Source organism: Bacteroides intestinalis DSM 17393, assembly GCF_000172175.1.
In the GTDB taxonomy this organism is placed as follows: Bacteria; Bacteroidota; Bacteroidia; order Bacteroidales; family Bacteroidaceae; genus Bacteroides; species Bacteroides intestinalis.
On record NZ_ABJL02000008.1, the window covers coordinates 768505 to 781299 of the forward strand.

Below are 12795 nucleotides of genomic sequence, written 5' to 3' on the forward strand. Positions count from 1 at the left end.
TCTGTATATTATATATGTTAACCTATTGAATGCGTGTTTAAGTTTTATTATTATAAAACGTTTCTTGTTTATAATACAATGCAAATATAGATATATTTATTAAATAAACAATAGATAATAAATTATTTTATTATTAAAATCTCATTTTCATTAGTATTTAATTAAATCATGCCTTATTTTTAGCCCTTAATAAAGAAAAAAGAGAAATGAATACGAACTAAATATAAAAAACGAGGTGGGATAAAGCTTAATATACTAAGCATAAATTGAATCATAAAAGAACAAATACTTTCTTTTCCATTATAAAAGATTGAGGTTAATAAAAATATTAATTATCTTTGTGGTAAATAATGAAATTAACAAGATATATGTATCAGCAGTTTTTAAAAGAAATAGAAATGGGGTCTAAAAATGCCCTCATTAAAAAAAGGATTATTACCTATTATATATATAATGGTAGTTCGACAATTCCTGATCTTTCAAAAGAACTGGATTTAAGTGTTCCTACAGTTACTAAGCTAATTGGAGAAATGTATGACGAAGGATACATAAACGATTATGGCAAACTGGAAACAAGCGGAGGAAGACATCCTAACTTATATGGACTAAACCCCAAATCAGGCTATTTCATAGGAGTAGACATTAAGAAATTCTCTATCAATATTGGATTAATAAATTTCAAAGGCGATATGGTAGAACTTAAAATGGATATACCTTATAATTTTGAAAACTCCTTAGAGGGAATGAACGAACTTTGCAATCTGATTCTCAATTTCATAAAAAAGCTCCCGATAGATACGGAAAAGATATTGAATATTAATGTAAACGTATCAGGAAGAGTAAATCCTGAATCGGGATATAGTTTCAGTCAGTTTAATTTTGAAGAACGTCCCCTCGCAGATGTATTAAGTGAAAGACTCGGCTATCCTGTAACGATTGATAATGATACACGCGCCATGACATACGGAGAATATATGCAAGGATGTGTAAAAGGAGAGAAAGATATTATTTTCGTTAATGTCAGTTGGGGATTAGGAATCGGAATCATTATAGACGGAAAAATTTATAAAGGAAAGTCAGGATTTTCCGGAGAGTTTGGACATGTGAATACATTTGACAATGAGATTATTTGCCATTGTGGCAAAAAAGGTTGTTTGGAAACAGAAGCTTCCGGATCTGCATTACATCGTACTCTGCTGGAACGGATACTAAAAGGAGAAAATTCGATTTTATCCAACCGGGTAAATATGGAAACTCCAATAACACTGGATGAAATTATAGCTGCGGTGAATAAAGAAGACCTCTTATGTATTGAAATTGTAGAAGAGATAGGGCAAAAATTAGGTAAACAAATAGCAGGACTTATAAATATCTTCAATCCCGAATTAGTAATAATCGGAGGAACATTATCTCTGACTGAAGATTACATTACCCAACCCATCAGAACAGCAGTACGAAAGTATTCTCTAAACCTCGTCAATAAAGACTCAGTCATTACAACCTCTAAGTTAAAAGACAAGGCGGGTATTGTTGGGGCATGCATGTTGGCACGAAGTCGAATGTTTGAAGGTACAAACTAGACCTCCAACATTCGTTTCATAAATATAGTCGCTCCTTCCACATCGGAAGGTGCAGGTGCCCATGGCGCAACATCTTCTGGTGGAAGTGGCTTATAAGGACCACTCTTTATTTCAAAGATAACAGTACCAGACTCTAAAACTACAATGCTATGCCAAGTACCTGAAGGGATTTCCACTCCATACATTCCAGCTGATGGATTCAGATTTACTTTTTCCGTCACATTGCCCATATCATCATAGAAAAACGCTATCAGACTTCCGCGCAGAACAATATAAGTTTCTTCCTTATCCACATGACGATGAGGAGGGAGATAAGTTCCCGGCTCCAAGGCATTAAGAAGACGGTGAATAGGTGCATCTAAAGACTCATGAAAATTATAATTCATTCGTAAACGAGAATTCTCCTGAGCATCATGAGTTACCCCGTCCAATAGTTCTTCCGAAATCAGCTTTATCATTACTTCAACAATTGAGCAAACTTACTTGAAAGGTTTGCTTTATCCGATACAATAGAAAGTTCTTTGCCATCAGTACCCACTAAAAAAGCGGCTTTCTGAGATGCTACAACAGGAGCTATATCCTTCAAATCTCCTTCTACAAAAACACAACCTGAGAAAAAAGGAACAATAATCTCCTTCATTTTCCCATCCCAGTTTACATATATTGTTTGCATAGGACAAAAAGTCTTATACCCTGCAACATTTAAATGCTGCATCAATTTACGTTCCAATCTCGGTGCCGTATATACAATATACCAGCAACGCGCATTTTCATCCATCATCATATTGTTGTTTGCTTTTTCCATCCTTTTAATAAATCCTTTACAAATAAAATCCAACCTACACTACCTACTCCAGCTAAGAAAATAAAACCGATAAGAATCATTACTTTATTGGGTTTCGCCGGACGCAAAGGAACTGATGCCGGCTGTACAACGGTGTACACCGGAGTAATTTCCTGCACCTTGGCCTTGGCCATCTGTAATTGTTGAGCAACCTGAGTATACACATTATATGCTAAATTCATTTCATTTTGCAAGCGTTCTTGTTCAGCACGATAACTTAACAAAATTATATTTTGATTAGCATCAACAAAAGATGCATACTTTGACTGTGCAGCAGTATAATTATCTTTAGCCTCCTTATAGAGCTTCTCTGTAAAAGCTAAATCATGACGCGCCTTATTGGTCCGATAATCCGTGATATAGTTCTGCAGGCAACGCATTACCGTATCTGTCAATGAAGCTGAAATTAAAGGATCCTGCATAGTAACCGACAAAGTCGTAACACCTGTTTTCTTATCTACAGAAACAGAAATACGTTTGCTCAAGGCAGTTGCAATTGCAGCTTCATCTTTGGTTAATCTGAATGGATCTGTTTTAGCAGCGACACCTTCTTCTTCTTTATCTTTAAACAAAGATATCACCCAACCCAATGCTTTAAAAGGAGCTGAAGTGATGGCTCCCCACCAAGGTCCACGCTGATACTCGTCCAAATAGGCATAAAGTGTTGTATCAATCTTATCTTTCTGATCCTTCACCTTTACATCAAAAAGTTCAATCAGAAAGGGAGTGGAACTTACAATATCAGGATAGAGTTCCGGTGAAAGAGCATCTTCACCACTGGAAGCACCTAAACTGATACCTGCCATAGCCGCTAATGCCCCCATACTACCTCCACCCGACTTACCACCAGTCTCTGGTGCTAACGTCACACTTGTAGAGTATTCTTTCGGGATGCTGAATGCTACAACCAGTCCCACCAACACAGCATATCCACACGCCTTGAAAACCAGTTTCCTACTTGCCCACACCTTTTGAGCAAGTTCTATTAAATCGATCTCTTGTTCTTCCGGCTGTTGAGGAGTTGTATTCAGTTTGTTTTCTTCACTCATAACTTCTATTACTTAAAGAGGTTAACCATGGTTGCAATCATAGCAGCAATGGAGGCGGTTGTGCTACCCATACCTAAAATCTCAGCAGTACTCATCCGCTTCTTTTCTTCCTTGCTTGGAACAATAATCTCACAACCAGGCTCTATAGCCTTTTTATCACGAGATTTCAGACGGGATACCGTACCGTTCATATATACTACATAGGCTTTTTTCTTCTTGGCCAGATTACCATAACCACCTGCCTGATTGATGTAATAACGTAAACTTTCACCACGCTTATACAATACAGTATTGGGATACATAACCGCTCCACTAATTTTTACCGTATTAATATATTCAGGAATGAATAAAACATCTCCTTCACGCAAAACCAAGTCAAAATCACTACCTGGATTAGAGATAGCCTTCTCCAAATTAATACCAACAGTATAAGTGTCTGATATGTTCAGCTTCTCAACAGAAATAGAGTCTTTTCCTTCTCCCATTCGAGCCATCCGAACAGCATCGGCCTGACGGCGTTGTTCTTCTTCCGTCATTTTACGAATCAAACGCGCCCCCTTTACATAAGCATCCGGAGTAATTCCACCAGCTTTTGAAATCAAATCAGACAAACGCTCATTCTTCTTCACTAAAGCATAATTGCCACCGAAGAGTACTTCCCCTGCAACAACTACATTCTGCTGCTTGCGATATGCAGGACTCTTGCGAACATATACTTCATCAAACGGTTCCAAGTGGAAATCTCCTTCTCCACCTACTACTAAGCCGTCTTTAATATCAAATGAATAAGTCTTTCCTAAAACACTGCTAAAAGAAGTGCTCTTCGGATCCTTAATACGACGGGTAATATCAACCTTTGTTGTTGCAGCTGCTTCCAATAAGCCACCAGACTGAACCAACAAATCTTCGATAGTCATATTCTTAGAAAAGAGGAATGTACCCGGACTTGCAACTTCACCATGAATAGAGATAGTCTCCTCCTCTTTCAGGTCATGAATGCTTGGTATATATAAAATATCATTTTTCTGCAATGGTATGTCAGCTACAGTTCCTTTAAGCAAACCGCCTAAATCCACAGCAATTACTTCATGAGACAAATCTTCATTCTCACGATCTAAAAGTGCACGATTCAAAAATGCATCACCTCTTAATCCCTCAGCTTTCTTTATTAATTGCTTTACAGTATTTACTGTCCCACTCAATTCATATAAACCGGAGCGATAAACAGCACCACGAATTTCTACGCGATTCTCAAAACGCTTCAATACGGCATCTACAGAAATGGAGTCACCGTCATCCAAACGGAAAACAGAGTAATCCATTTCGTCTACATTATATACCTGATGTTCGCGACCACTTTTACGAATAATACGAACTGCCTTTTTGTAAGCATCTCCAGTAAAGCCACCGGCATAATTCAAAATAGTAGCAACAGTCTCTGTTGGCTTCATTTCATAGAACATCGGACGCTTTACCTTACCAGCTATTCGCACCAAAGATTCATAAGGGTTAACTATAATTACATCTCCTTCCTGAAGACGGATATCATCTTTCATCTTACCCTTCATAAGGTAATCATAAACATCCAGATCAGCAATCGTTTTACCATTGCGAACTACCTTAATACTACGCAGACTACCAATTTTATTAACACCGCCAGCACGATACAAAGCATGGAAAACAGAGGAAAAAGAGGATAATGTATATGTTCCAGGAACAGCAACTTCACCCATTATATTAATCTGTATAGTCCGGATATCCCCTAAAGTCAGCTTTATTTGAGAGGTAGGTTCACTTCCTGATATTCCTGAGTATATTTTTGAAAATTCACGTTGCAAATATGCATTGGCATCTTTTACAGTCATACCACTTAATTGAACAGGTCCCAACCCACTCACCTGAATAGTTCCTTCAGGTGAAATACTTTGGCGAATTGTATTCTCCGAAGCACCCCAAACATCAATAATAACCTCATCGCCAGGTCCTAAACGATAGTCCACCGGAGTAGCCAGGTTAATACTCGGTTCAAACGTTAAATTCCGGTTTGTAAATACATCATGACCAAAAATTTGAGAAGCATTATCTGTAGTAGCAGTATTATCAGCCCTATTATCTACTCTCCCCCCTACAGTCTCATCAAGCATTCCCACTTCCGAATAATCAGTAGTTCTTCTCTGTCCTCCCCCATCATCAACTAAAGTACGTTGACGCAATTGAGAAGGCATTTCATTGGATTTATTACTTACAGTATTACTTTCCGAATATTTCTGTTGTATCCTGCTAACTTGCTCTTTGGTCACCCCTCTACGCAATAGTTCAGTGGTTATCTGCTTCTGACTTTTTCCACTTTTATTTGCTTCCTTTACGTATTGAATAACCTGATCATCCGACATCTGCTGGGCCATAACCACTCCAGAAAGGACGAAAATTAAAAAGAATAGTGTTATTAATCTGCGCATAAGATATTTGATTAATCTTTAGAATTCCTACAATTAATATAAATCGGGCACAAAGGTAGCATATTATTTTATAACGCCCATTTATTTTACATCTAAATTTTGGAAAAAGAATTTAAAACCGTCTCTATCAAGAGCTCAGACCTCTACCGGATGTTCAGCAATACATGAAATTATTTTTTTCATTTCGTTAATTATTGTCAGAGGCTCACCCGATTCGTATTTTTCAACTAAAGAATCAATCTGTTTACAGACCTTATCAACTCCTGCAATATCTTCCCTGCTTCTCCTCACTTTGTCATAACATGTAGCTTCAGTTTCCTCCGCCGATTCATCCTCAAAGACATATATACCTCCATTTTCACCAAGATTTCCTGCTTCCAATATCAGTAGGCAAGCTTCCGGTAAGGTCATCAAACTACGGGGAGCCTCCGGATATACATCCGCAAAACGGACTACAAATAATTTAGCAGTAAGTTCCTCTTGCCTGATTTTTTGCGAAAGTCCCCGCATATAGATTTCAGCCAAACGCTTACTGTATCCCATTACATGAACTGGTGACAGAGCATGATTCGTAGAAATCATCATACATTTATACACCTTATATTTAACTGCCAAATCTGCAATATTTTTAGTGCCCAGAACATTAACCTGCAACGCTTCAGCAGCATAATCCTCCAACATAGAAATATTTTTATAAGCCGCTGCATGAAAGACCAACTGTGGTATATACTGTTTAAATATAGCTTCCATCCTACTACGATTAGCAACATCCGCTACCAGGACCTTTACTTCAAGGTTCTTCCAATGATCTGATAATTCCAATTGAACATCATACAAAGGAGATTCAGCCTGATCAACTAATATCAATTGATAAGGATTCAGAGCCGCCAACTGATGAACAATTTCACGTCCCACAGCACCTGCAGCACCAGTCACCAATATCCGGTGCCCTTCAATATAAGCAGCAATCTTTCGGATATCAGCCTGGATAGGCTCACGACGAAGCCAGTCCTCTATATGAATATCTTTTATAATCCCGTCATCCAAACAGTTACTTAAGGGTGGTACTGTCATTACATGAATATTTTGGGCCAACATTCGCTCCATTACACCGGATGATTCCAAATCTACCAGCTTATCCGGTGCCACGACAACCGTTTGTACATTCTTTCTTTTCAAATGCTCAAACAACTTATTATTATTAGCATAAACCCTACACCCCATCGTATGCTTACCTATCATCCAAGGTTCATCTGAAATAAAGCCACATACACGATAATGATTATTTCGACTGACCCGCATCGATTTAGCTATATTTACTCCTGTCCCACGAAAGCCGTAAATAAATACATTTACGCAGTGCCGGTCATCAAAAGACAAAGCCTCATGCAGCATTTTCACTAAAATGCGCAGACATACCATAAAAGTAAAATTGAGAATATATGCTATAAAGACAATCCCATTCGGTAATGTTTCTCCAAATCCAAAAGCCGACCAACAAAAATTACCAATACCCAATAAACCATAGCTTATTGTAAGAGATATAAACACTCTGTAAATATCCACAAACGAAGAGAAACGAATAACTCCAACATAGATATGGAAGACAGAAAAGAAACACAGATTACAAGAAAGCGAGAATAAAATCATCCATATATATAATGACACCTTATATATTATAGAAGAAACTCCCAATTGAAGTATGCATGCTAAAAGCATAGAAATCACAACCAAGCAGATATCAATAGCCAAAATCGTCCATTTAGATGCAATGCGGGATGAAAGATTTCTATAATAAACTTTTAGGTTCATAATTATTGTCAGATCTTAGGTTGATATACACTTTTGCAAAGATGTATTTTTTATATTGATAAAACAATTTTTTTAGAAGGAAAATGACAGAACAGACCTCAAAAACAGCTTTAGGAAAGATTTTTTCAAAAAAACCTTCTTTTCTTTTCGTAGTTTCGAAGAAAGCTGTAAATTTGCACCCCGTAAAAACAAAAAAACGTTGCCGCTATAGCTCAGTTGGTAGAGCAACGCATTCGTAACGCGTAGGTCGCCAGTTCAAGTCTGGCTAGCGGCTCAGAAAGAGAGAGATGCTTATGCATCTCTTTTTTTATTTCATAGATTCTTCTTACCTTTGCCAGACTAAAACAACTTCAGAAACAGATGAAAAAGAAGACAAAAAAAATTCTCATAGGAGGATTGGTAACCCTGTTCCTTATAGGCGTAGCTTGTGCCGGAACATTCTATTATTATATATTCTACCCACAATTTCATCCCCCAAAGACTACTTATATTTATATCGACAAAGACGATACAATAGACTCCATATATAATAAAGTAAAAATACAGGGACACCCGAAAAGTTTCACAGGTTTTCTCTGGATGACCCGATGGCGTAATTATGATTCGACTATCCACACCGGACGCTATGCCATCCGCCCGGGAGAAAATGTGTATCATGTCTTCAGCCGTTTATACCGAGGATATCAGGAACCTATCAATCTTACTGTCAGCAACGTACGCACTTTAGACAGACTTGCCCGCAGTATTGGTAAGCAGTTAATGATCGACTCTACAGAAATTGCTACTGTAATGAATGACACTATATTCCAGAAGCGAATGGGATATAAAAAAGAAACAATGTCCAGTCTATTCATTCCGGAAACATACCAAGTTTACTGGGATATGAGTGTAGACGAATTTTTCGAGCGTATGCAGAAAGAACATGAAAAATTCTGGAACCAGCAACGATTGGCTAAAGCTGAATCTATCGGAATGACACCGGAAGAAGTTTCTACCCTGGCCTCTATTGTCGAAGAGGAAACCAACAACAACGAGGAAAAACCAATGGTTGCCGGACTCTATATTAACCGTTTACACAAAGGTATGCCATTACAAGCAGATCCAACAATAAAGTTTGCCCTCCAGGACTTTGGTTTAAGAAGAATAACCAATGAACATTTGAATGTCAACTCACCCTACAATACATATTTAAATGCAGGCCTGCCTCCGGGTCCCATACGTATACCTTCACCTATAGGTATCGATGCAGTACTAAACTATGCCAAGCACGACTACATTTACATGTGTGCAAAAGAAGATTTCTCAGGTACTCACAATTTTGCTTCCAATTATGCTGATCACATGAAAAATGCCAGAAAATATTGGAATGCTTTAAACGAAAGAAAGATTTTCAAGTAAAATCATGATAAAATAAAAGCAAAAGCCTATATTTGCGAGTGAAAAACGCAGATTATTTCCTTTTTTAATAATCATGACTAACATTAAAATAATCAGATATGAGCAAGCAACTCTTACTTGGCGATGAAGCCATTGCACAAGCTGCATTAGATGCCGGACTCTCAGGTGTTTACGCCTACCCCGGTACTCCTTCCACAGAAATTACAGAATACATTCAAATGGCGCCTATTACGACTGAACAGAATATCCATAGCCGTTGGGCCTCCAATGAGAAGACAGCCATGGAAGCTGCACTAGGTATGTCATTTGTCGGTAAACGAGCATTAGTCTGCATGAAACATGTAGGCATGAACGTAGCTGCCGACTGTTTTATCAATTCAGCTGTTACAGGTGTAAAAGGTGGATTAATTGTAGTAGCTGCGGATGACCCCAGCATGCACTCCTCACAGAACGAACAAGATAGCCGTTTTTATGGTGATTTCTCATTGATCCCCATGTACGAACCAAGCAATCAGCAGGAAGCATATGATATGGTTTACAATGGATTCGCATTTTCTGAAAAGATTGGCGAACCGGTATTGATGCGTATGGTCACCCGCCTGGCACACTCCCGTTCCGGTGTAGAACAAAAACCGCAACAACCCCAAAACCAAATGTCATTCAGTGAAGACCCTCGCCAGTTCATCTTGTTGCCAGGTAACGCCCGCAAGCGCTATAAGGTTTTATTAGAACGTCAAGCCGAATTTATTGAAGCATCTGAAAACTCTTCTTATAATAAGTATACCGATGGTCCTAATAAGAAGTTAGGTATCATAGCGTGTGGAATCGGCTACAATTATCTGATGGAAAACTATCCTGATGGTTGCGAATACCCCGTATTGAAAATTGGCCAATACCCATTACCTAAGAAACAGCTCCTACAATTGGTAGAAACCTGTGATGAGATTCTGGTATTGGAAGACGGACAACCTTTCGTAGAAAAACAACTTAAAGGTTATCTTGGTATCGGCGTAAAAGTAAAAGGACGCTTAGATGGCACATTATCACAAGACGGTGAATTAAATCCGGATAAGGTGGCACGTGCTGTGGGAAAAGAAAACAAGTCAGAGTTTGGTATTCCTTCGCTCGTAGAAATGCGTCCACCCGCACTATGTGAAGGTTGTGGCCATCGTGATATGTACACTACACTCACCCAGGTTCTGAAAGAAGAATATCCGACACATAAAGTATTCAGCGATATCGGCTGTTATACTTTAGGAGCCAATGCACCATTTAATGCTATCAATTCATGTGTAGATATGGGTGCATCTATTACCATGGCTAAAGGAGCCTCGGATGGCGGACTTCATCCGGCAGTAGCAGTGATTGGCGACTCCACCTTCACACATTCCGGCATGACAGGACTTTTGGATTGCGTCAATGAGAATGCAAATGTTACCATTGTCATTTCAGACAATGAAACGACTGCAATGACAGGCGGCCAGGATTCGGCCGGAACAGGACGTATTGAGGCTATCTGTGCCGGCATTGGCGTAGCCCCCGAACATATCCGTGTAGTAGTTCCCTTGAAAAAGAATTATGAAGAGATGAAGCAGATTATCCGTGAAGAAATCGAATATCGCGGTGTATCCGTTATCATTCCACGCAGAGAATGTATTCAAACCTTAGCACGTAAAAAACGAAACAAGTAAAACCATGAAAAAAGATATTATACTTTCCGGCGTAGGCGGACAAGGTATCCTCTCTATCGCCACTGTAATCGGTAAAGCCGCCCTTAAAGACGGACTATATATGAAACAGGCGGAAGTACATGGCATGAGCCAACGTGGCGGCGATGTACAATCCAATTTGCGCATAAGCGATCAGCCTATCGCTTCCGATCTTATTCCTTCCGGTAAATGCGATCTGATTATTTCACTTGAACCGATGGAAGGATTACGTTATCTTCCTTTCTTAAGTCCTGAGGGCTGGCTGGTGACCAACGAAACACCGTTTATTAATATCCCCAACTATCCGGCAGAAGCTGACGTAAGAGCGGAATTAGATAAACTACCTCACAAGATCATTCTTAATGTAGACAAAGTAGCCAAAGAAATAGGTTCCATCCGTGTAGCAAATATTGTTTTACTGGGAGCCACCACCCCATTCCTCGGCATCGATTATGAGAAAATACAGACCAGTATCTGCGAAATCTTCGAACGTAAAGGTGAAGCTATAGTGGAAATGAATCTTAAAGCACTCGCAGCCGGAAAGGAAATTGCTGAGAAATTAATGTAAGATCCCTCAAAAATACACCGCCATGAATAACAAATACTGGGAAGAAGAAATAGAAACCATGAGTCGTGAGAAGTTGCAAGAATTGCAACTTCAACGACTCAAAAAAACGATAAAGATTGCGGCTAACTCACCGTACTATAAAAAAGTATTTCAAGAACATAACATCACAGCTGACGACATCCAAAATCTGGATGATATACGGAAAATACCTTTTACCACGAAATCCGATATGCGTGCCTGCTATCCATTCGGCATGGTATCAGGTAATATGCAAGAAGATGGTGTGCGTATTCATTCATCAAGCGGAACCACCGGTACTCCTACCGTCATCGTCCACTCGCAACACGACTTGGATTCTTGGGCCAATCTGGTAGCACGCTGCTTGTACACTGTAGGTATACGCAAAACAGATGTTTTCCAGAACAGTTCGGGCTATGGCATGTTTACCGGAGGATTAGGCTTCCAATACGGTGCTGAACGCTTGGGCGCGCTGACTGTTCCTGCAGCAGCCGGAAACAGTAAGCGCCAGATCAAGTTTATCACAGATTTCAAGACTACCGCACTCCATGCCATCCCAAGTTATGCCATTCGCCTGGCAGAAGTTATTCAGGAAGAAGGAATTGATCCGACAAGTACCAGTTTAAAAACACTTGTTATCGGAGCAGAACCCCATACAGACGAACAGCGCAAGAAAATCGAACGCATGTTAGGTGTTAAAGCCTATAACAGCTTCGGTATGACAGAAATGAATGGCCCCGGCGTTGCTTTTGAATGTCAGGAACAAAACGGCATGCATTTCTGGGAAGATTGTTACCTCGTCGAAATAATCGATCCTGAAACAGGAGAACCCGTTCCGGATGGAGAAATCGGCGAGTTGGTATTAACCACTCTTGATCGCGAAATGATGCCGCTTATACGCTATCGTACCCGTGACCTTACCCGTATTCTTCCCGGAGAATGTCCTTGCGGACGTACGCACCTCCGCATCGACCGTATCAAGGGACGCAGCGATGATATGTTTATCATTAAGGGAGTAAATATCTTCCCAATGCAAGTTGAAAAAGTATTGGTACAATTCCCACAATTAGGTAGCAACTATCTTATTACCTTAGAGACCGTAAACAACCAGGACGAAATGATTGTAGAGGTAGAACTCAGCGATCTTTCTACTGATAATTACATTGAACTGGAGAAGGTACGTAAAGATATTACCCGTCAACTGAAAGACGAAATACTTGTTACTCCCAGATTGAAACTCGTGAAGAAAGGTTCATTACCTCAAAGCGAAGGAAAAGCCGTCAGAGTGAAAGATCTGCGGCAAAACCAATAAAAATAGCCTTTTTTCAAAATAATCAGTGGAATACTTGACATCGCCT

General features: G+C 39.3%; 9 protein-coding genes, 1 tRNA gene and 2 pseudogenes. 6 read left to right on the forward strand and 6 right to left on the reverse strand.

The window, feature by feature from the left end; all coding sequences use genetic code 11:
* Positions 1 to 368 precede the first annotated feature (368 nt).
* Positions 369 to 1580, forward strand: a complete 1212-nt coding sequence (locus tag BACINT_RS12730; protein ID WP_044155235.1) for an ROK family transcriptional regulator — start codon at positions 369 to 371, stop codon at positions 1578 to 1580.
* On the opposite strand, the gene BACINT_RS12735 is transcribed toward BACINT_RS12730, so the two are convergent.
* The 6 genes and pseudogenes from BACINT_RS12735 to BACINT_RS12755 form a co-directional block, all read right to left on the reverse strand.
* Positions 1577 to 2038: a WbuC family cupin fold metalloprotein gene (locus BACINT_RS12735; RefSeq protein WP_007663712.1), complete on the reverse strand. Its 462-nt coding sequence runs from the start codon at positions 2036 to 2038 to the stop codon at positions 1577 to 1579. The two genes, BACINT_RS12730 and BACINT_RS12735, sit on opposite strands and share 4 nt — an antisense overlap.
* Positions 2038 to 2385, reverse strand: coding sequence for a UpxY family transcription antiterminator (locus BACINT_RS12740; protein ID WP_007663714.1), 348 nt, complete (start codon positions 2383 to 2385; stop codon positions 2038 to 2040). Before BACINT_RS12740 ends, BACINT_RS12735 begins: the two co-directional genes overlap by 1 nt.
* Complete coding sequence (locus BACINT_RS12745) at positions 2361 to 3473, reverse strand: GNVR domain-containing protein (protein WP_007663715.1); 1113 nt, start codon at positions 3471 to 3473, stop codon at positions 2361 to 2363. The genes BACINT_RS12740 and BACINT_RS12745 overlap by 25 nt, the downstream gene beginning before the upstream one ends.
* Positions 3474 to 3481: 8 nt before the next feature.
* A pseudogene (locus tag BACINT_RS12750) lies at positions 3482 to 5551 on the reverse strand (SLBB domain-containing protein); the annotation flags it as partial.
* 179 nt (positions 5552 to 5730) lie between these two features.
* Positions 5731 to 5932, reverse strand: a pseudogene (locus BACINT_RS24875) (hypothetical protein); the annotation flags it as partial.
* A 135-nt stretch (positions 5933 to 6067) separates the two neighbouring features.
* The gene (locus BACINT_RS12755; protein ID WP_044155029.1) at positions 6068 to 7744 is read right to left on the reverse strand and encodes a polysaccharide biosynthesis protein; all 1677 of its coding nucleotides are present in this window, start codon (positions 7742 to 7744) and stop codon (positions 6068 to 6070) included.
* Between the two features lie 201 nt (positions 7745 to 7945).
* Between BACINT_RS12755 and BACINT_RS12765 the strand changes: the two genes are divergently transcribed.
* From BACINT_RS12765 to BACINT_RS12785, 5 genes are all read left to right on the forward strand, one after another.
* Positions 7946 to 8018, forward strand: a tRNA-Thr gene (locus tag BACINT_RS12765).
* 86 nt (positions 8019 to 8104) lie between these two features.
* A complete protein-coding gene (gene mltG / locus BACINT_RS12770) occupies positions 8105 to 9142 on the forward strand; it encodes an endolytic transglycosylase MltG (RefSeq protein ID WP_007663718.1) in 1038 nt (345 codons plus the stop codon).
* A 98-nt stretch (positions 9143 to 9240) separates the two neighbouring features.
* Positions 9241 to 10833 (forward strand): thiamine pyrophosphate-dependent enzyme, encoded by a 1593-nt coding sequence (locus BACINT_RS12775; protein ID WP_007663720.1) that lies wholly within the window; start codon positions 9241 to 9243, stop codon positions 10831 to 10833.
* 4 nt (positions 10834 to 10837) lie between these two features.
* The gene (locus BACINT_RS12780) at positions 10838 to 11419 is read left to right on the forward strand and encodes an indolepyruvate oxidoreductase subunit beta (protein WP_007663722.1); all 582 of its coding nucleotides are present in this window, start codon (positions 10838 to 10840) and stop codon (positions 11417 to 11419) included.
* 22 nt (positions 11420 to 11441) lie between these two features.
* Positions 11442 to 12749: a phenylacetate--CoA ligase gene (locus BACINT_RS12785; RefSeq protein WP_007663724.1), complete on the forward strand. Its 1308-nt coding sequence runs from the start codon at positions 11442 to 11444 to the stop codon at positions 12747 to 12749.
* Positions 12750 to 12795 lie beyond the last annotated feature (46 nt).

Coding starts and splice junctions, on each gene's coding strand:
- BACINT_RS12730 (WP_044155235.1), top strand. CDS start 369: ATGTATCAGCAGTTTTTAAAAGAAATAGAAATGGGGTCTAAAAATGCC.
- BACINT_RS12735 (WP_007663712.1), bottom strand. CDS start 2,038: ATGATAAAGCTGATTTCGGAAGAACTATTGGACGGGGTAACTCATGAT.
- BACINT_RS12740 (WP_007663714.1), bottom strand. CDS start 2,385: ATGGAAAAAGCAAACAACAATATGATGATGGATGAAAATGCGCGTTGC.
- BACINT_RS12745 (WP_007663715.1), bottom strand. CDS start 3,473: ATGAGTGAAGAAAACAAACTGAATACAACTCCTCAACAGCCGGAAGAA.
- BACINT_RS12755 (WP_044155029.1), bottom strand. CDS start 7,744: ATGAACCTAAAAGTTTATTATAGAAATCTTTCATCCCGCATTGCATCT.
- mltG (WP_007663718.1), top strand. CDS start 8,105: ATGAAAAAGAAGACAAAAAAAATTCTCATAGGAGGATTGGTAACCCTG.
- BACINT_RS12775 (WP_007663720.1), top strand. CDS start 9,241: ATGAGCAAGCAACTCTTACTTGGCGATGAAGCCATTGCACAAGCTGCA.
- BACINT_RS12780 (WP_007663722.1), top strand. CDS start 10,838: ATGAAAAAAGATATTATACTTTCCGGCGTAGGCGGACAAGGTATCCTC.
- BACINT_RS12785 (WP_007663724.1), top strand. CDS start 11,442: ATGAATAACAAATACTGGGAAGAAGAAATAGAAACCATGAGTCGTGAG.